Below are 20439 nucleotides of genomic sequence, written 5' to 3'. Positions count from 1 at the left end.
CTGGGGCTGTGGGCGCTAGCAGGCGTAAACAATGCCGCCTGCAGGCCCCGCCGTGAATACAGGCGTGGCCGCCGTGAACGCATAGACGATGCGGTGCTCGTCCAGCGCGTCGCACATGCGCATGGCAGGCGTGCCGGCGCGCGACAGCAGATCATCCAGCGTACTCTGCAGGTCCTCGGTGTCGATCTCCAGGATGGTCATGTAACGCCAGGTCTGGGGATATTGCCTGGCCTGCGCATGCGACCACGCGTATCGCTGGCCTGACACGAAGCCAGGCACGCGCATGACGTCCGGCATGTGCGTGTTCATATACCAATCGTCGAATTCCTCTTCCCGTCCTTCGACGGGGTTGGTGAAGACCACTAGTTTGTGCCTGGTCATGGTTCCTGCCTCTCGATTGCGGCGGGGAGCGGCCGCTGGCTGTCCCACAGGTTTTGCAGGTTGGATTCGGCGCGCGCGCGCAGTTTGTACTTCTCGACTTTGTTGGTCAGCGTCAGGGGCAGCTCGGCGACGAACTCGACAAAGCGCGGAACCATGAACTTGCTCATGTTTTCCTGGCAGTACCTGACCAGTTCATCGGCTGCCAGCACCTGGCCGTCGCGTAGGATGACCGAGGCCGCGACCTCGTCTTCGGTGAATTCGGAGCGCACCGGATAGACTGCCGCCTGGCGTATGGCCGGGTGGGCCTGGAGGATGCTCTCCACTTCGTAGGCAGAGATGTTCTCGCCCCGGCGCCGGATCGCGTCTTTCTTGCGATCGGTGAAATGCAGGTAGCCGTCGGCATCGATGCGGCCGCGGTCGCCGGTATGGAACCAGCCATTGCGGTGCGCGGCGATCGTGGCCTCGGGCATCTTGTAATAGCCCAGCGGCGTTGCCCAGGGCTGTTCGACGCGCAACAGGATTTCGCCGGAGGCTCCGGCGGGGACATCGAAATCGTCATCGTCGACGATCCGTAGCCGGACGTTGTCGCGTGCCAGGCCCACGCTGAAGATCTTTTCAGCAGGCGCATCCAGGGGACTCCAGGTGGCGGCGCAGTAGTCGCTGAGCGCGTAGCCATTGAGCACCTTGATGCCGAAGCGTCGTTCGAAATCGTGAACAAAGGGCGGTGGCGGCGCCAGCGAGCAGACCCGGACCTGGTGTTCTGGATCGCGCCCGTCGGGCGGTTGGGCATACAGGAAGTTACCGACCGCGCCGATGGCGTTGAAGCGGGTGGCGCCGGCTGCGCGCACCTCATCCCAGAAGCGGCTGGCGGAGAAACGCCGTGCCAGCGCGATGGCGCTGCCCGCCATGAGCGCGGTGGTCATGCCCAGCAGCAGAGCATTGGCGTGGAACAGCGGCAGGAAAACATAGTCGACGTCGTCGGGCCGGAAGTGGCGATAGCGTATGTTCTGTTCGCCCCAGAAGTGGGCGCAGGCATGCGTGATCATGATGGCCTTGGACGGGCCGGTGGTGCCTGACGTGTAGAGCAGGTAGGCGAGGTCGTCGAAGCGCACGGACGAATCAGGCGCTTCATCGCAGGCCGCATCGGCCGCAAAGGCATGGATCGAGGCGGCGGCCGCCAGCCGTTGCGCGGCCGCGCCAGCGTGGCCGACGATGAAAATGCGCTTCAGGCGCGGCAAGTCGGCAATGATGTCGCAAAGCGACCCGGCCAGGCTGTCCGACACGACGATCGCCGAACAGTCGGCATGGTCCAGGTAGTAGCGCAGCAGTTGGCCTTTCGCGGCGGTATTGATCGGCACCGATACGGCGCCCAGTTTGCCTAGCGCGGCGTAGCAGAAGACCTGGGCGGCGCAGTTTTCCAGCATCACCGCGACATGGTCGCGATGGGCGATACCCTGGGCCTGCAGCGCCTGAGCGATGCCATTGCTGCGGCGGTGCAGGTCCATATAGGTATGGAGACTGCCGTCCGCCATGTCGCGCAGAAAAATGTCGGAACCGTTGGCCGCCGCGCGCCTGGCGATGATGTGGCCGGTGGTCCAGTGACGCATGTCACCGAACGCGGCGTGGACGTCGATGGAGGACGCGGGAGGGGTGATGCACCGTGAGTGCTCCATGATTCAGGTTCAGCCTTGTTTGGGTTTGATGAATCCCGCCTGGCGCAGCAGCGCTGACCAGCGCGCTTGTTCGGCGGCTGCTTCGGCCGGCCAGGCGTCGGGCCCCATGAAGGAAGGCTCCACCCCTTGTTCTCGGGCGAACTCGCGGAACTCGGCGCTCATCGTGACGCTGCGCATGCCATCGGCCAGCGCGGCAATGGCTGCCTGCGGCGTGCCGCTACGCACGAATGCGGCGTTCCAGGACACGAAGCCGAATCCCGTGGCGCCGGCTTCGGCCAGCGTGGGAATTTCCGGCACGGCCAGGGAGCGCGTCGGGCCGCTGACACCCAGCGCGTTGAGCTTGCCGGCGCGCACCATCGGCGCGACGCCAGCGATGGCCGCGGCAACGGCGTCCACGTGACCGGCTGCGGCATCCGTTATGGCCTGGGAGGTGCTGGTGTAGGGAACGATGTTGAAACGCACGCCAGTGGTCGATTTCAGCGCGGTCGCGACCGCCATGGCCGCGGACCCGGAAACGGCGATATCCACGCTGCCGCCTTGGCGCCGGTTCAACTCGATCAGCTCGCGCAGGCTGGTGAATGGCGCATGCTTGCTGGCCGCAAACAGCCACATGGCGCTGGAGCAGCGCGCGACCGGTTGGAAGTCGCGCAGCGGCACATAGGGCGCAGAGTCCAGCATCTCGGTGTTGTAGAGAAACGGCGGGCCGGTGAACAGCACGGTGTGGCCGTCGGCGGCGACCTGCAACACGGCCCGGGTGCCTACGACGCCGTCGGCGCCGGCCTTGTTCTCCACCATCACAGTGATCCCCCACAGGCCGGTCAGCTTGGCGGCGATGAAACGCGCCACGGCGTCGGCCGCGGTGCCGGCCGTGTACGGCACCAGCAGCGTGACGCGTTGCGCGGGAAAACCGGCTTTCTGGGCGAGGGCGCCGCCGCCCAGCATCAGCGCCGGGATGGCGGCCAGCAGCGCGCGGCGGGTGCTGTTGGGCCGGGCCGGAGCGTTTCGGCCGATGGATTCGATTTTCATGCGGCGTTTCCTTCAGTCAGGCATGACGGTGAATACGGGGACGCAGCGTCCCTCGGGAGTGGGCCGGAAGGCGGCACGCACGCCCTGGCCGATGCGCAGGCGGTCGAGATCGCAGTCGACGATATTGGTGAGCAGCAGCGGTCCTTCAGCCAGTTGCACGTAGGCGATGGCGTACGGCTGAGCTGCGGCCCGCATGACGCTGAAGGAATACAGCGTGCCGGAACCCTGCGCGTCGACCCAGTCGAGCGAGGTGGAGCCGCACAGCGGGCAGATGCCGCGTGGATACCAATGGCATTTCCCGCAGGCGCGGCAGCGCGGCAGCACCAGGCGGCATTGCGCCGCAGCTTCCCAGAACGGCAGGCTTTCCGGGTTGGCCTGCGCATAGGGATCATGCTCGAGGTTCTTGGCGTGGCTTTCCATGTTCATTCGCGTTCCAGGATGACGGTGGCGTGCGAGTGGCCTATGCCGAACACCAGCCCGGGGCCGGCGGCCAGGGCCAGGTTGCAGTTGGGGACTTGTACGGCGGGATGGGCTTCGCCGCGCAGTTGGCGCACGGCTTCGATGGCCTTGGTGATGCCGCCGCGATTAGCCGGGTGGTTGTTGCAGAGTCCGCCGCCGTCGGTGTTCCAGGGCAGCCGTCCGACACCCGATATCAGGTTGCCGTCGGCGACAAAACGCCCGCCTGCGCCTTTCTCGCAGAAGCCCAGGTCTTCGAGCTGCATGATCACCATGATGGTGAAGTTGTCGTACACCGACGCATACTTGACGTCGCGCGGCGTAATTCCAGCCTCGGAAAAGGCCGCCGGACCGGAGCGTGTTGCGCCGGTGTGGAGCATGTCGGCGTGATGGCCGCCGTTGTTGGTGCGTATGGTTTCGCCGCAGCCCAGCACCCGGATGCGCGGACGGGAAAGGCTGCGCGCCACCTCGGGCGCGACCAGCACCAGCGCGCCGCCGCCATCGGTGATGACGCAGCAGTCCAGCCGGCGCAGCGGATCCGCGATCATGGGGGAGGCCAGCACGTCGTCGACGCTATACACCTTGCGCAGCAACGCGTGCGGGTTGTGCTGCGCGTGATGCGAAGCCGCGACCTTGACCCAGGCCAGTTGCTCGGGAGTGGTGCCGTACTCATGCATGTGGCGGCGCGCGAAATTTCCGTAGATGCCTGCGACGGTCCAGCGGTAGGGAGCTTCCCAGGCCGCCGCGGGGCGGTCTGGTCCTAGTTGACGCGCTTCCGTGCCGGTTGCCTGGCCTGCGCTGCGCGGCTTGCCCGCGAGAGTGATGAGCGCCACGCGGCATTTCCCGCTGGCAATCGCCTGCGCGGCGTGGCCGATCAGCGCCAGATACGATCCGCCACCGATTTCGGTGCCGTCGACGTGGCGCAACCGCAGATTCATATGATCGACAAGCATGGCGGGGCTCACGCCTGCGTCGCCGGCACAGAAGTAGCCGTCCACGTCGGCCAGGCTCAGGCCGGCATCGGCCAGCGCGCCTAGCGCGCATTCGGCATGCAGTTGCGCCACGGAATGTTGGGGGGCGTAGCGCAGAGGATGTTCGTAGGCGCCGACGATGTAGGCTTTGCCGCGTATGCTCAAGATGGTCTCCGATGGCCGTGGCCCATGCGGCCAGGCCGCGTCAGGAGCAATCTACGTGCGTTGGCAGCGGGCTGTCTGTTTACTTCTTGACAGAGCGGACCGCGGCGGGACTCAGCCCGGCTATGGGTCTCATCGGCTGGCGTGAAGGGCTGGTCTTGAGCTGGACTGCATGACCTTCGGACGACGCAATATCACTGATTTCAGTGATAGGCGCGCATGACTTCGTTGGCTAGAGTGCGCATCAACTATTTCAACCCACTCTACCAACGGTGAATAAATGAAGGTTCGGCAATTTGCAGCCGCGGTTTTGGCATGCTTTCCCATCGTCGCCTCGGCTGCGGACGTCGTGTTCGTCAATCAGTCGTCCTGGGAAATCCACGAGATCTACTTTTCGCCCGGCAAGCAAAAAAGCTGGGGCGAAGACCACCTGGACAAGGACGTGCTGCAAAAGGGCGATTCGCTCACTCTGTCCGGCGTGACCCGGGGCAAGTGGGATGTCCGTGTCGTCGACGAGGACGGCGATCAGTGCGTGCTCGAAGATGTCCAGATCGACGGCGCCGACAAGTGGGTGATTACCGACAAGGAACTGTTGGCTTGTCAGGCCGCCAGCTGATGGGCGTGACGCGAGCGGCAGGGTTTGCGGGACTGGCGTGAGGCAATTCGCGCCGGGAACGCTGGGGCCGACAAGCTAGCCAACGCAATCAAGAACCCGTTGCCCCGGCGGCGGGTTTTTTTACGCACCATTGCTCGCATCAATGTGAAATACATCAATTTATTACGATATTACTAGTTGTAACTCAGAAAAAAGCCTTACGCCATACAGAGATATACCTAGTTTCAGGTATAGACGAAGAGTTTCAATCACCGTCTAATACTTGCAGTCAATAGACAAAATGATGCATTGACTTGAGCGAAAAAGGCTGCATTTCAGAAACAGTGTGTGCAACTTTTACGTAATGCTCTGGTTAGTGACTGGCAAAAACAGGCAAGGAGGGTTGGAAGCATGTCAGCGACTGTGTTTTATGAACGGGCTGTGGCGCTGGATCGGGCAGCGCACCAGGACACCAGGATCCAGATTCAGCCGGATCATTACGCATTCGCGCAGGACACGAATGCGCTACCCATCGCAGCCAGCGAATTCGCCGACGCGGGCCGCCACTATCCCATCGTGTTCGTGGGCGACGACGCCGGCAACTTCCACGTAGCCGTGCTGCTGGGCCTGGAAGACAAGTCCAACCTGTTCGTGACCGAGTTGGGCACCTGGAAGGCCGACACCTATGTGCCTGCCTTTGCCCGCCGCTATCCCTTCGTGCTGGGCACTACGGCCGAGGCCGACCGACTGGCCGTGTGCATCGATGAGTCCTATCCCGGCGTCAATACCGCCGATGGCGTGGCTTTGTTCGAAGACGGCAAGGAAACCGGCTACCTGACGCAGATGATGGAATTCCTGCGCGTGTTCCAGGGCGAGATGGAACTGACCAAGAGCATGGCCCAGCGCCTGAACGAGCTGGGTCTGCTCACGGCCAAGACCATCACGATTTCGCAGGCCGACGGCGACCGCTACCTGAGCGGCTTCTGGGTCGTGGACGAGCAGAAGTTCGCCGGCATCGACGATGCCCGCGTGACCGAGCTGCACCGTGCCGGCATCCTGCGCCTGATCGAACTGCATCGCGCGTCGCTGGGCAACGTCCAGCGCCTGGCCATGCAACTGGACGAGCAACGCCGCTTGAAGGCGCAGCAGCAGGACGCTGCGCCCACCAGCGCCGCCGCGCCCGCCGCGTCCGCGGCCTGATCCGCGCCGCAGGGCCATGCTGACCGCCACCTTGACTCCCGCGATCGGCCCGGCCCCCAGCCAAGCCGGCGCCGAGCCCGAGATCCAGATCCCCCTGCATACCCTGCGGGGGGAGCAACGGATCTGGGCGGACCGCCTGCTCGCGGTGTTCAAGAACCGGCAGATCGACGGGGTCGAGTGGTCGATGAAGTTTTCGGCCGCGGGCCTGGTCGGCAATCGCTTCATGCTGGGCATCCAGCGCGAAAACTGGCGCCAGCTGGACCTGGCCACGTTGTCGCGCGCGCTCGCCATGCCGCAGTCGCTGTGGATGCGGGTGGTGCAGGACATGGAGCATGCGCGCGCCATGTTCTTCGCCTACGAACCCGACGGCGCCGCCGGCACGTACCGCGTCTACCTGGAGTTCATGCCCACGTCCGAGGCGCTGCGCCAGCATGGCGTCCTGCCTTTGGGCTGCGGCTACAAATGGCATCCGGCCACGCAGCGCGAGGCGGCCGTGACCACTTATCGCATGCGTTATCTGCAGGACCGCGCGGCGTTCGATGCGCATCTGGAGCCCTATTTGGCCAAGCTCGCCAACCCGGTGCTGCGGCAGGTCGCGCAGGCGATCGTGGCGCAAGCATGCGTGGCAGCCGACCCGGCCGGCTTCATGTTCCTGGAAGTGGACGAGCCCGATACCCGGCGCGATTCGTTCACGCTGACCTTTCGCGGGGCAGACCTGCCCTTGAGAGCTTTCATTCCCGACCTCTTGCGTCTTGCCGCCAGCCTGGCTCTGGCGGAAAGCGATGTGCTGGGTTTTCTTTTGCCCGACGAGCCCCGCAGCCTCTATAGCCTGGCCGCCGGGGCCGCGCGGGACGGACACGAGTTTCTGACTGTCTACTATGACTGACAACGACAAGCTTCTCTTCCGCCTGGCGCATGCGCGCAAGGGCCTGCTGGCGGTGGCGGCGCTGGCCGCATTGGGCATGGCGGGTTGCGCGACGCGCGACCAGAAAGCGCCGGTCGCGTCCACTCCCGCAACGGCTTCCGCGACCGCGTCTGCTTCGGCTGCGGCGTCCTCCAGTCCGCAAACCGAAAGCGGCACGCTCAAGATCGGCCAGCACACCCCGCAAGAGGACTCGGGCTTTGGCAAGACGACGCCCAGCGCCCAGATGGACGAGGTTCCGCCCGCGCCCGCGCCGCGTTTCGACGAGAACACCACGTTCCCGGCGCCAGCGTCGTACCTGGCGGAGAACATGCCGGCGTACAACGGCGCCCAGTTGCCGGACCAGGCCGATCCGATGACGCTGGATCAGGTCTACATGATGGCGCTGCAGAATGATCCGCAGATGCAGGGGGCCTACCAGGAGCTGCAGGCCGTAGGATATGGCGTCATGTCCGCCCGCGCGGGTCTCTTGCCCAGCATCAGCGGCGAAGTCAATCGCAGCCGCGTACGTCAGAACGTGGTCGACAGCGAAAATAGCGTCTACCAGACGGGCCGCGCCAACTGGGCCGAGAACGGCTGGGCGCTGACCCTGAACCAGCCGATCTTCGAGCTGGGCGCATATCACAAGTGGCGCCAGTCGCAGGAGGCCGAGCGCAAGGAGGTGGCCAGCTACGCCTATGCACAGCAAGACCTGATGCTGCGCACGGCAACCGCCTATCTCAGCGTCCTGGCCGCGCAGGATCAGATCGAACTGACCGAGGCCGAACGCCACACCACCCGGAAGCAGCAGGAGCTGGTGCAGGCGCGCTACCAAAGCGGCCAGGAAACCCGCGTTGGCCTGAGCGAAGTCCAGGCCCGCCTGGACATCCAGGACGCCAACACCCTGCTGGCGAGGAACGACTACCTCGACAAGCAGCAGGCCGTGCAGGAGATCGTCGGCTACGGCAACCTGAAGTTGCGTCCGGTGCGCAAGGATCTGCCGATGACGCTGCCCCTGCCCAACGATCCCCAGGCCTGGCTGCGCACGGCGCTGGACCAGAACTGGTCGATCCGCGCGGCCTCGGCAGGCGTGGCGGTGGCGGAGAAGGAGGTGTCGGTGCAGAAGGCCGGCTACTACCCCAGCGTGAATCTGCGCGCCTCCACGGGGCGCAATGAAACGGGGGGCAGCCTGTTTGGCGGTGGCAGCACCGTGGCTGACACCCGCTTCACGGTGAACCTGTCGGTGCCGATCTTCCAGGGCGGCTACACCTACGGCATGAGCCACGCGGCGGCCAGCCGTCTGAGCGCGGCCTCGTCCGACCTGAGCCTGACCCGCCGCAAGGTGCAGCGCCAGGTGTTCTCGTCGTTCCAGAACATCGTGATCGGCATCGACCGGATCAAGGCGCTGAACAGCTCGGTGGAATCGTTCGAGCTGGCGCTGAAACTCAAGGAAGAGGGCTTCCAGGCAGGGCTGAACGACATCGTCAGCGTGCTGGACGCGACGCGCAATCTATACAACGCCAAGCGCCAGCAGGCGGAGGCTGGCTACAACTTCCTGCTGGACGGCCTGAAGCTCAAGCAGGCCGCCGGCACGCTGAACGCCGCGGACATCGCGGCGATCAGCCAGCAGATGCTGTAGGGCAAGACGGGCTTGCGGCGCCACGCGCAGGCCCGGCGGTACGCGGGCAAGACTACAACAGGGCCGTCCGGCGTTGCGCCGGATGGCTCGGAATCGTTTAAATCAGGGCGCTGCATGCGTCCGCACAAAAAGTGTCGAGCGACGATATGAGCATGAAGAAACTGGCGCGCAAACTCTGGACCGGCCGTTCCTCCCGCGAGGTGCAGCAATCCCTGTTTCGCAGGCGGCCGCTCTTCGAGGCGCTGGAGCGCCGCTATCTCATGTCGGCCGAATTGCTGGTGCCGCCGCCGCCGCCCGCCAGCGACCAGGCTCCGGTGGTGGCGCCTGCCCATCCCGGGGCCGGCGGTCCGGCCGCCGGCGCCCAGGGCAAGACGCCCAGCGCGCCCGGCTCGCATCCCTACCTGGTGGAGCGGGCTGCCTTCAAGACCGCTACCCAGCACAGCGAGATGCTGACGCTGGAGCAATACGCCAAGGCCAACGCCACGCGCCAGGGCGATGCCAAGGCCTGGCTGCCAGGCCAGGAAGCGGGACAGGCCCGGCCGTCCGCGATGGCCGCCAACATCCCCGGCTACACCACGAACTCCGAACAGACACCGGTGCGCCAGATCATCTTCGTGGATCCGGCGGTGGACAACGCCGAGCAGATCGTACAAGGCCTGTACGGCCTGATCAGCGGCAAGACCGAAGGCCTGGACGGGCTGGCAAGGCCCACCGGCGACGGCCCGCAATTGCAGGTGCTGCGCAGCCACGACACGGAGATCATCGTGCTGGACGGCCGCTACGACGGCGTGGACCAGATCACGCAGGTCCTGGGCCAGCATCGGGACCTGGCCGCGGTGCAGATCATGAGCCACGGCAGCGTTGGATCGTTGACGCTGGGCACTGCCGCGCTGGGCGCCGGCCAGCTGGACGCCTATAAGGATCAGTTGCGCGCCTGGGGCGACGCCCTGTCGGATGATGGCGACATCCTGCTCTATGGCTGCAATGTCGCTTCGGGCCGCGCGGGCATCGCTTTCGTGGACAGCCTGGCGGCCATCACGCGCGCCGACGTGGCGGCGGCCACGCATACCGTGGGCAGCGCCGCGCTGGGCGGCGATTGGGCGCTGGATTACCGCCGCGGCGTGATCGACGCCAACACGGTGACGGTCGCCAGCTGGAACGGCGTGATGGCCAGCGCCGCCGGTCTGCAGAGCGGCGGTTCCACCTTGCAGGGCGTGGCGGTCAATGACCATTTGATCGGCTACGGCAGCAATAACACATTCGTGTTCGACAACAATTCCACCGCGGCGCTGACGACGATCGAAGTGCGCCAGGGAATGAAGCTGGAGAACGGCGTCTGGATACGCAACGAAGACGACGACAATAGCAATAACACGCTGGATTTCTCGGGCATCCGGGGCAATGTCACGGCCATCATCAGCAGCAACGACGCCTACCAGATCACGTATTCGACGGTGGATGCCGGCAACAACTGGACCCAGCGCGTCGTCAACGTGGTGTTCAAGTCGGCCGACGGTACGCAAAGCCTGAAGATCGGCGACAAGACCTTCAACCTGATCGGCACGGCGCAGAGCGGCAAGACCATATTGGACTACAGCGGCTATGCGACCGGCGTGACGGTCGATCTGTCCGGCCCCACGGCGGACTCCAATGGCGAAGAAGTTCCGCCGCCGCCGCCGACCGGATTCGGCTATGTGCGCGCGATCAGCGGAGTCAAGGGTTCCACGCAGGGCGGCAACAGAATCACGGTGGTGGGCGACACCACGGTCACGATCAATAACTCGCAAGACATCGTCAAGGGCAGCGGCGGCGGCAATACCTACATCGCCGCGGGCGGCACCCTCGGTTTCACCCTGACCCAGCAGGCCGGCCAGAGCGGCAACACACTGGACCTCACCCAATTCGGTACTGATGTCACGGCCCGCGTGCAGACCGGCGGAGGCATCAGCGTCTTCATGGGCGCGGGCGTGGCGGCCGACGGCAGCGTCAACGGCCTGGCGACTGCGCTGGTCAACAACCTCGATGTACAGATGTTCTTCGGCGTGGCGGGCAGGACGACGCTGGATTACTCGGGCTATGAAGACAACGTCACCGTCAACCTGAACTTCCAGGACGGCAATACCGGCCTCTACGACGCCAGCGGCCTGGCGGGCGTGCTGAACATCAGCAACGTCATCGGCGCGGGTGGCGACTATGGCAACGACATCGTCGGCAGCCTGGGCGACAACATCATCACCGTGGCCTACAGCCGCGGACAGAACCGCATCAGCGGCGGCGGCGGGAACGATCTGGTGATCGGCAACCTGGCCGCAGGCGGCGCAACCGAATACATCGCGGGCGTGGAAAGCGACGCCGCGCTCAGTGGCGACAAGACCTCGGCCACGTTGACGAACATGCCGCCGGGCGCGGGCACCGCAAGCACGGTGACCCTGCGCGGCGTGAACGCCGTGACCTTGCAGGACTATCGCACCATCGACGCCGCGGCAGCGGCGGGCAGCACGAATCACGCCGCCACCAGCGTCACGCTGGACGGCACGAACTACCGTGGCGACCTGACGCTGATCGGCAGCGCGGGCGCCAACGTCCTGCTGGGCGGCCTGGGCCACAATACTTTTACCGGCTATCAAGGCGCCAACCAGCTGTGGGCGCAGGCGGGCGCGCAAAGCAACACGCTGGACGAGAACGGCCAGTGGAATTTCACGCTTACCAACAATCAGCTGTCGGCAAGCTACGCCTCCGATGGCACGCCCCTGGGTACCGGGGTGCCGGTTCCCACCTTGAGCAATACGCTGAACGGCGCCTTCAGCCAGGCGCGCCTGAACGGCGGCCTGGGCTCGACGCTGATCGATGCGTCGGCCTTCAGCGGCAATACGGTGCTGGTCAGCGGCCTGATGGCGGGCGGCGTGATCCGCGCGGGTTCGGGCGACAACACCCGGCACCAGATCATGCTGCTGGGCGGCCGCTACAACCTGTACGGCGGCACGGGCACCAATGCGGCCACCGAACTGGTGGTGGCGGCCGACGGCCTGACGGGCACGGACGGCGCGGGCTACCAGTCGCAGATGGCGGCCAGCGGCGGCGTGGGCTATGTGTCGTTCCAGCAGACGGGCGCCACCGGCTGGATCCAGCGCGCGGCCAACGAGTCCCAAACCACCGCTTCCACCTATGCCGGCATCTCCAGCGTGCGCGTCATCGGCGGCGAATACGGCAACTGGATCGATACCTCGCGCTTTGCCGGGGCGGCGGTGCTGGACGGCATAGCCGGCTTGTCCAACTATTTCATTATCAGCAATGCCTACGCCACCCAGGTGATCGGGTCCGCGGGGTCGAACACGATAGAGCTGTTCACCGGCGGCAGGAGCGTGTCCCTGGACAATAGCCAGGTGAAGATCGGGGCGGGCGCGTCGCAGGTCAACAGCACGTTCACCAACGTCAACGACTTCCGCTTCGTGGTGGAAGGCAGCAGCGCCAACATCGTGGACACCACGGCCCACACGGGTGTGACCACGCGGACCTATCTGTCGGATCTGAGCTCGGGCTATACGCCGGCGGAAGGGCCGGCGCTGGCGTTCGTGTTTCCCAACCACGCTAACGCGCGGGTCGATGTTGGCCTGGAAGGCGTACGCACCATCCAGGACCTGCTGGACGCCATCGGTGCCGGCATCATGGTCAACGCGGCGGGCGAGCCGCTGCGTATCGCGGTCGGCGGCCCCAATGCCGGCAAGCTGATTCCGGCCAGCGACAGCAGCACGCCTTGGGATTATCTCTACGCGCTGACGGCCAGTCTGGACGTGCAGGGGCGTCTGCAGATCAGCTACAGCCAGGACGCGATTGCGGCAGGCTACTCCGGCGTGTTCTCGCTGGCGCCCGGCATGCAGACGGCGCTGAACGCCGACGGCACGGTGTCGAATTCGACGGTCAGCCTGTCGGACGCGGCCTACAAGCTGGGCCTGATCGCGGCCGGACAGGTGCAAAGCAGCTCCAACGGCACGGGCGTTCTGACGGGCGCGGCGCTCGCCATCGGCCATCAGACGCAGTTCGTACTGGCTGGCTCCAACTCGACCATCCGCTCAGGCGGCGGGGAAAATACGTTCGTCGTGAACTATGGCCAGCCCGGCCAGAATACCGGCGCCGGCAACAGCATCGCCACGCAATCCGGCGCGCGCAACAGCCTGGTGGTCAATACCGGCGTCGGCGCGGTGCTGTCGAACGCCAATGTGCACTATGTCGATGGCGGCTCCAATACGAGCCTGGTGACATTCGCGGGCGCGCCATTCTCGGACGCCACGGTCATCGCCACCAACACCAGCGGCGCGACCACGCTGGACGCCAGCATCTGGACCCCGGCCGTCACGCTGGCCACTCGCGGCGGCTACGACACCCTCAAAGGCAATACCAGCAACGTTTCCTTCGTGGTGACGCAGCCGGCGGATACCGCCGCAGGCACCGTGACCGTGACGCTGGCGTCCAACAGCGGCACAGGCAACAGCCTGCAGGTCATGGCGCTGGGCGGCAGCGCCGCCTTGTCGAATCTGATCTCCACGACCGGCACGATCGCCGGGGTGACGCTGGGCGCGAATACGGACAAGTTGGATTACGTGCTGGACATCGGCAGCGGCACGCTCGATCAGGCGTTGACGGTCAGCGGCCGCAACGTCATCATCCGCGGCCAGTCGTACTCGGTGCTGCAGAACATTACGCTGGATGCGGGCTATGCCCTGCGTCTGGAAGGCGAGAAAATCACCGTCGGCGCCAGCAACGGCGCAAATATCGTGCTGGCGGCCGGCGCGATCGAGCTGGCGGCGCAACGCTACCGCCCATGGCGTAGCGCGATGGCCCAGATCTACAAGCTGGACGCCGCCATCACGGTCAACAACGCGACGCTGTGGGCCAAGGACACCGGCGGATCCGGGGTCAGCTTGACCAGCAAGATCGATAGCAAAGACTACGATCTGGATCCGCTGATCAAGAACGGCGCAAACCAGGGCGGCGTGCTGGGCGGGCTGGCGGGCGGCGTCAACTCGGCCTTCGACGCCCTGATGAAGTTCCTGGACGGCGCCAGCGCCATGGCGGCCTGGGCCGGCATTGAATACAACTCGTCGATCAAGGTCGGCACGCAGGCGCGGCTGGTGTCCAACGGCGACGTGAGCATCACGTCCACGACGTCGGCCACGGTCAAGCTGAGCCCCTTGGTCGCGAAGATCGCCGGCATAGCGGTGGGCGTGCTGCAGAACAAGTCGACCATCGATGTGCAGGGCACGGTGATCGCATCCAAGTCGATCACGATCAAGTCCGATCTCACCAACGAAATGGAGATCGCGCTGCTGCCGGGCCAGGTCGGCGCCGTGCCGGCGGTGATCGGCGTGGGCGTGGCGGTCATCATCAGCGAATCCACCGTGCACATCGGCGCGGGCGCCAGACTGGAAACCGGCTTGCTGCATGCCACCGATCCGATCACCCACGCGCTGAGCGGCGTGGGCGGAGACGTGACGATCCAGGCCCTGACCAGCCACAAGAGCACGATTTCGATATCGGCCGCGGGTGCGATGGCCGAAAGCGACGACACCAAGCCGGTGACGGGGGCCGACGGCAAGATCGATCCTTCCAAGGAAGCGGGCAAGTACAAGGCCGGCTACGCCAAGGTCGGCGTGGCAGTGGGCTTTGCGTACAACCAGCTGACCACTGAGGCCTTTATGGACGGCACGGTGGTGGCGCGCAATGCGGGCAAGGTGACCGTCGAGGCCAAGGCGCAGGACGCCGGCAGCGCCATCGCCGTCAAGACCATACTGGGCGGCCGCGCGGCCACCGGCAGCGATTTCCTCACGGCGGCGCAGACCGAGGCCAAGAACGCGGCCATCGCCAAGACCGTCAGCCCCATCGTGAGCGGCGCCCTGGGCGGCCTGGGCACCGGGGCACAGTACACCAAGAGTTTCTTCAGCGCGCTGGTGTCGGATAGCCGGGGCGGCAAGTTCGGCGACAAGATCAAGGAAATCAAGCAAGAGAAGGATTTCGAGGACCGCGCCAAGTACGACTCCGACATCCAGAAAGAAATCGACAACCCCTCCACCGAGTTCCAGGTCGGCGCGGCGCTGGGCATGTCGATGAACAACATCACGACCACGGCCCGCATCGGCAACGGCGTGGCGGCGGCCACGGTCAGCACGGCGGGCGGCGACGTCATCGTCAATGCGCAGACGCAATACAACACCAAGCTCACGGTCATGAGCGGGGTGGATGACCAGCCCATCGCCGACAAGCAGGCCTTCCTGAAAAAGAAGAACAACCTGACGACCAACCAGCCCGAGCGCGCGGCCGGTCCGGACGGTTCTGACTTCGGCGCCGCGGCTGCCGTGGTCATCGGCATCGACAATGTCAAGACCCAGGCGACCGTCAGCCAGTTCGCCACGATTACCACCCAGGGCGGCGACGTGGCGGTCACCGCCAGCAGCCTGAACCAGATCGACCCGAAAAAGCTGTGGCTGGTCAATCTGTACGCGCCGTTCGACGGCATCAACACCAAGTGGAACGACGCCGACGGCACCAAGGCAAAGGCGGAGGTGGCGGGCAAGGCGGCCGCGTCCTTCCTCAACAATCTGCAGGCCACGCTGACCAGCACCGGCGGCATCTCGTCCAGCTTCAGCAGCTGGGCCAGCGCCACGGCCAAGAGCAAGAAGCTGGCCCTGTCCGGCGCGTTCACGGTGCTGGTGCAGGACACCAAGACCCAGGCCCAGGCCGCGGGCAAGATCAATACGACGCTGTCCGGCGGCACGGCCGGCGATGTGACGGTGCAAGCGGAAAACTCCTCGCAGCGCCTGAACCTGGTGGGCAACATCATCCTGCCGTCGATATCCCTGGGCGGGGCGAAGTCGCTCCAGCAGGCCGCTCCCCGCGGCGCGTCCGAGGGCCGCTTCAGCTATGGCAAGGACCGGGTCAAGGGATTCCTGACGCCGAAGTACCAAGGCTTCGAGTACGGCAGCAGCTCGAAGGAAGGCTCGGCCATCGGCGTGTCGGTGTACGTGAACGCGGCCAGGCACGAAACCCGTGCCGTGGTCAGCGACACTGCCGAGATCAATGCGGGCAAGCTGACGGTCGATGCGGACAATGAACTGATTTCGGTAACGCTGGGGGCATCGGGCGGCCAGGCCAAGACCCTGGCGCTCAACGGCGTGGTGCTGGTCAACTCCACCAGCGCGACCACCCTGGCCCAGGTCGGCCGGGGCGCCCGCATCGTGGCGGCAGGCGCGGCGGACATCCAGGCGACGGATGCGACCTGGGTTGGCACGGTGGCGGGCGCCGCCGCCGGATCGCAGGCAGTGGGCGTGGGCATGAGCGTGTCCATCAATGACGTCAACCGCTGGACGCAGGCCCTGATCGGCGACACGCTGCGCGCGGCGGATGGCGCGCCTACGGCCTTGCCGGTGGGATCGTTCTCGGCGGCCGCGCTGACGATCCGGGCGGAGAACAAGGGCTTTGTCGGCAATCTGGCCGTGGCGGGTTCGCGCGTGTCCAGCCCGGTGGCGGGCGCGGGCGCGGGCGGCGGCACGGGGGCGGGCGGCACGGGCGGGGCAGGGGGTACGGGTACCAGCCTGGACAACCTCAAGCTGCCCACTAGTCAGGGCGATGCGGCGCCGGGCACGGACAGTTCCGCGCCTGCGTCAACCACCGACCTGGGCTCCAAGCTGGAGGGGCTGAGCGGTCAGGTGACTCAGCTGACGCAGGATGCGGGCGCGGCGCCGGGAGGCGGCTCCGGCAGCCAGCAATCCAAGGCTGGCGTAGCCATTTCGGGTGCGGTGGCGGTCAACATGGTCAGCGACTTCGCGCAGGCCTACGTCAACGCCGCCGGCATGAAGATCACGATAGGCGGGGACGCCAAGGTCGAGGCGCAAAACGGCACCCATACGCTGGCCCTTTCGGGTTCGGCTGCGCTCGCGCAGTCGGATAGCGCAAAGTCCAACGTGGGGGTCGCGGGCGCCTATAGCATGAACATGCTGGGCGGCGAAGCGCGCGCCCAGGTGCTGGCCGTGGGCGAACTGGTGGTGGCGGCGGATCTGGCGCTGGCCGCGCGGCGTACCGGCGTGGCCGTGACCATCGCCGCCGGCATGGCCGGCGCCAAGGGGCAGAAGGGCGTGGCGGTGGCCGGTTCGGCCGCCGTCGGCGTGGCGGATTACGCCAACATCGCGCTGCTGGGTAACGCAGCCAAGGTCAGTGCGCGCGACGTGACATTGGAGGCCCGCGACCTGAGCGTGCTGGCCACGGTGGCGGGCGCGGTCGCCAGCTCGGACGGCAAGGCCGGCGTGGGCGCGGCGGTCGCGGTCAACGTCAGCACCAGCAAGGTCGAGGCGGGCATCCGCCAGGTGACCGAGCTGTTGTACACAGGCCGTGTCGATGTGTCGGCGGAATCCACCCAGGTTGCGGTGGGCTTCGCGGGCGCGCTGGGCGCGGCGCGAGATGGCGCGGGCGTGGGCGGATCGGTGTCCGTCAATGTCATGTCCAACCGCGTCGAAAGCTATCTGCTCAACAGCAAGGTCGTCTATGACGGCGCCGCCAGCGGCAGCCATGACGTCACCGTGCGGGCTCAGGACAAGACCACGCTGGTCGCCGTTACCGGCGCTGCGGGCGTAGGCAAGAAGGCGGGCGTGGGCATCGCCGTCAGCTACAACGAAATTGGCAACGCCGTCATGGCCGGCATCCAGGGTTCGACCGTGGATACCGGCGGCCATGGCGCGGTGAAGCTCACCGCCAAGGATACGTCCTCGCTGGGGGGCGGAGCGGTCGGCGTCGGCGTGGGCATGGGCGAGGCGAAGTTCGCGGGCGCGGGCTCGGTGCAGGTCAACCGCGTCGGGTCCGCCGTGGCGGCCTATGTGCTGCCGAGCCGCGACAGCAACGGCGCAGTCACGGCGCGCAGCCGCATCGACGCCTCGTCGCTGACGGTCGAGGCGACCGAGAACAATACGCTGGTCGCGGTGACCGGCGGGGTTGCGGTCACGGCCGGCGGCTCGGTGGCCGTGGGCGCGTCGGTCAGCGTCAACGAGTTCAGCTCGCGCACCAGCGCGCTGATCGAATACGCGGATGTGGACGTCACCGGCAAGGTAGACGTGTCGGCGCATTCGTCGCCGCTGCTGGTATCGGTGGGGGCGGCGGGCGCGCTGTCCAAGAAGTTCGCGCTGGCCGGAGCGGTCAACGTCAACATGATGCGCGCGGCCACCGAGGCCCGCATCAGCGACAGCACCGTCAAGGCAGGTAGCCAGGCAGGCTTTACGGGCGACGCCGTGCGCGTCAATGCTTCGGACGCGTCGGCCCTGTACGCCATCACGGTGGCGGGCGCGATCGCGACCCAGGGCGCGGCGGTGGGACTGGCCGTGGCCGTCAACATCATGGGCGGCAATACGGCTTTCGACCGTGATCTGCTGGCCTTCAACAATACGACACTGGCCGATTCGGGCGCAGCCGTCACCACCGTGGGCGTGGCCGACAACGGCGGCGCCGCCGCCAATCCCAAGGTCGCGGCTTCCATTCTGCGCAGCGACGTGCATGCGGTGCAGGGCAACGTCAACGTATTCGCCGGCCTGGTGGACCCCATGGCCGCGGGCGGCAATGCCCAGCTCAACGGCGGCGGCCAATTGCCGGTGGGGGACGGCGACATCCGGGTGGACCAGGGCGGCAGCACGCTGACCTTCACGGGCGATGCGGCGGCCGTCATCAACGGCGCCAAGGACGATAGCGGCAACGCCGGCATGCCGGCGCAAACTGGCGGCACGGGCGGCGAATTCTCGGGCTGGCAGACCGGCGACGGCGTCTACCTGAGTTCGGGCGCCGGCAACATCACGCTGGCAGACGGCACGGCCCTGCGCAATGACCGCGTGTACTACGTGATCCGGCGCGAGGCTCCTGACGGCCAGGCCATCATCCAGCTGGCGGATACCCAGGAAGACGCCCTGCGCGGCAAAGCGCTGCAATTCGGCAGCGTGACCAACCTGGCCGTGATCGGCTTCGCGCATGTGCGCATGCAGGAAGCGACCAGCGTCAACCTGCAACCCTTCCACGGCGTGGATGCCGGCGCGACGGTGAATACCGGCGCCAATACGCTGACCCTGGCGCTGCCGTTCCCGGGCGTGCAGGAAGGGGCGGCCATCGTTTACAGCGGTTCGGTCGGCGCCAACGGCCAGATCGAGGACGTGCTGGCCAACCGCATCCTGGCCCAGGGCAAGGATGTCTTGAAAGTCGGCGTGACCTATTACGTCGTCAACCTGAGCGCCGACCAGCGTTCGTTCCAGCTGCGCGACGGTCAAGGCAACCTGGTCGATTTCAGCGGCGCGGCGGTGGGCGGCGCGCTGCAGCGCTTCAGCGTCAACAATCCGGCGGGGGCGGCCCTGAACGCGGACGGCAGCCTGACCTTGCCCAAGGCCCATGGCCTGGCCACGGGGGACAAGGTCGTCGTCAACCTGGCGGCAAACGGCGTGCTGACGGGTCTGTCCGACGACCACGTCTATGTGGTTGAAGTCGTCAACAGCACCACGCTGCGCTTCAAGGACGTGAACGGCGCCGCGGTGACGTTGGGCAAATTGGCCTATGTGCCGGAGTTCAACGCCGCCACCAAGCGCTACGAGTATTTCCTGACCGATGCCAATGGCGTCAAGCTGCTGGACGCGCAGAACAAGCCGATTTCGGTCAATCCGGACGCGATGGTCGCATTCACGCAGGTTGCGCTGGTGCGCCAGACCTCGCAGACCTCGACCAGCACGGGCAGCGACGGCACCCAGAACACCAGCATCACCCAGGGCACGCCGACCGACGCAACGCTGTCGGCCTCCTCGGCCCAGAGTCAGGCCATAGGCGAAAACAGCTTCTCGTTCGCCAGCGACGCGGGCTTGGCCACGGGCGACGTGGTCATCTACCGCAGCCAGGGCGCCAACATCGCTGGCCTGGTGGACGGCCAGCGCTACTACGTGATCAATGCCTCGCAAGGCGGCGCCTTCCGCTATCAGCTGGCGAGCTCGCTGGAGAATGCTCGCGACGGCATCGCCATGAAGCTGGGCGCGGCCACGGGCACGGGCGGCATCAGCCTGCAGAAGGCGGTGGATCGCATCACGTCCGGCGGCCTGATCTCGCTGGACATCGGTTCGCTGACGCAAGGCCATGCGCTGAGCAACAGCATGTTGAGCATCACGGTGGCCGGCGCTGGCGGCAAGTCGCTGGGCGGCGCGGGCGCCGTGGGCGTGAACATTTCGCGCTCCGAGGTCAGTGCCATCATCGACAACACGGGCGCGGCAGCCGGACACAAGGTGCGGGCCGAGGCTGGCGCGGTGTCGGTGTCGGCGCAGGACGCCAGCCGCATCGTGACGGCCACGGGCGCGCTGGGCATCTCCATCACCCAGGGAGCATCGGCCGCCATCGGCGCGTCCGTGAGCGTGGCGGACATGCGCAATGGCGTGCGC

General features: G+C 66.2%; 10 protein-coding genes (1 of these 10 running past the window's edge). 5 read left to right on the top strand and 5 right to left on the bottom strand.

The annotated features are described in order from the left end of the window. Positions 1 to 15: 15 nt before the first annotated feature. From AXYL_RS24435 to AXYL_RS24415, 5 genes are read right to left on the bottom strand one after another with little or no spacing between them, the layout of a single operon-like run. Positions 16 to 381 carry a DUF4286 family protein gene (locus AXYL_RS24435; protein ID WP_013395550.1) on the bottom strand — a complete coding sequence of 122 codons (366 nt, stop codon included), beginning with the start codon at positions 379 to 381 and terminating at the stop codon, positions 16 to 18. After that, positions 378 to 2054, bottom strand: a complete 1677-nt coding sequence (locus AXYL_RS24430) for an ATP-dependent acyl-CoA ligase (RefSeq protein ID WP_049797857.1) — start codon at positions 2052 to 2054, stop codon at positions 378 to 380. Before AXYL_RS24430 ends, AXYL_RS24435 begins: the two co-directional genes overlap by 4 nt. A gap of 9 nt (positions 2055 to 2063) precedes the next feature. Further along, positions 2064 to 3080: a tripartite tricarboxylate transporter substrate binding protein gene (locus AXYL_RS24425; protein ID WP_013395548.1), complete on the bottom strand. Its 1017-nt coding sequence runs from the start codon at positions 3078 to 3080 to the stop codon at positions 2064 to 2066. Positions 3081 to 3092: 12 nt separating this feature from the next. Continuing rightward, positions 3093 to 3506: a Zn-ribbon domain-containing OB-fold protein gene (locus AXYL_RS24420; RefSeq protein WP_013395547.1), complete on the bottom strand. Its 414-nt coding sequence runs from the start codon at positions 3504 to 3506 to the stop codon at positions 3093 to 3095. Then, positions 3503 to 4672, bottom strand: coding sequence for a thiolase domain-containing protein (locus AXYL_RS24415; protein ID WP_013395546.1), 1170 nt, complete (start codon positions 4670 to 4672; stop codon positions 3503 to 3505). Before AXYL_RS24415 ends, AXYL_RS24420 begins: the two co-directional genes overlap by 4 nt. A 277-nt stretch (positions 4673 to 4949) precedes the next feature. On the opposite strand from AXYL_RS24415, the gene AXYL_RS24410 reads away from it, so the two are divergent. From AXYL_RS24410 to AXYL_RS24390, 5 genes are all read left to right on the top strand, one after another. Continuing rightward, complete coding sequence (locus AXYL_RS24410) at positions 4950 to 5285, top strand: hypothetical protein (RefSeq protein ID WP_013395545.1); 336 nt, start codon at positions 4950 to 4952, stop codon at positions 5283 to 5285. Positions 5286 to 5675: 390 nt separating this feature from the next. Further along, positions 5676 to 6464, top strand: coding sequence for a SapC family protein (locus AXYL_RS24405; RefSeq protein WP_013395544.1), 789 nt, complete (start codon positions 5676 to 5678; stop codon positions 6462 to 6464). Positions 6465 to 6480: 16 nt separating this feature from the next. Further along, on the top strand, positions 6481 to 7350 hold the full coding sequence (locus AXYL_RS24400; protein ID WP_013395543.1) for a hypothetical protein: 870 nt from the start codon (positions 6481 to 6483) through the stop codon (positions 7348 to 7350). Beyond that, complete coding sequence (locus AXYL_RS24395) at positions 7343 to 9004, top strand: TolC family outer membrane protein (RefSeq protein ID WP_013395542.1); 1662 nt, start codon at positions 7343 to 7345, stop codon at positions 9002 to 9004. Before AXYL_RS24400 ends, AXYL_RS24395 begins: the two co-directional genes overlap by 8 nt. A gap of 146 nt (positions 9005 to 9150) precedes the next feature. Continuing rightward, positions 9151 to 20439, top strand: the 5' end (the start) of a protein-coding gene (locus tag AXYL_RS24390) for a DUF4347 domain-containing protein (RefSeq protein WP_041654226.1). Its footprint extends 20634 nt past the window's final position; only the first 11289 of its 31923 coding nucleotides appear in the window; its start codon is at positions 9151 to 9153; the stop codon falls past the right edge of the window.

It is taken from the genome of Achromobacter xylosoxidans A8 (assembly GCF_000165835.1).
GTDB classification, from domain to species: Bacteria; Pseudomonadota; Gammaproteobacteria; order Burkholderiales; family Burkholderiaceae_B; genus Achromobacter; species Achromobacter xylosoxidans_B.
Note: the sequence above shows the minus strand (reverse complement) of the source record. Positions and strands in the feature narration are given on the sequence as shown.

Bases quoted from the DNA above. Each gene is read 5' to 3' on its own strand.
- AXYL_RS24435 (WP_013395550.1), bottom strand. From the start codon at position 381: ATGACCAGGCACAAACTAGTGGTCTTCACCAACCCCGTCGAAGGACGG.
- AXYL_RS24430 (WP_049797857.1), bottom strand. From the start codon at position 2,054: ATGGAGCACTCACGGTGCATCACCCCTCCCGCGTCCTCCATCGACGTC.
- AXYL_RS24425 (WP_013395548.1), bottom strand. From the start codon at position 3,080: ATGAAAATCGAATCCATCGGCCGAAACGCTCCGGCCCGGCCCAACAGC.
- AXYL_RS24420 (WP_013395547.1), bottom strand. From the start codon at position 3,506: ATGAACATGGAAAGCCACGCCAAGAACCTCGAGCATGATCCCTATGCG.
- AXYL_RS24410 (WP_013395545.1), top strand. From the start codon at position 4,950: ATGAAGGTTCGGCAATTTGCAGCCGCGGTTTTGGCATGCTTTCCCATC.
- AXYL_RS24405 (WP_013395544.1), top strand. From the start codon at position 5,676: ATGTCAGCGACTGTGTTTTATGAACGGGCTGTGGCGCTGGATCGGGCA.
- AXYL_RS24400 (WP_013395543.1), top strand. From the start codon at position 6,481: ATGCTGACCGCCACCTTGACTCCCGCGATCGGCCCGGCCCCCAGCCAA.
- AXYL_RS24395 (WP_013395542.1), top strand. From the start codon at position 7,343: ATGACTGACAACGACAAGCTTCTCTTCCGCCTGGCGCATGCGCGCAAG.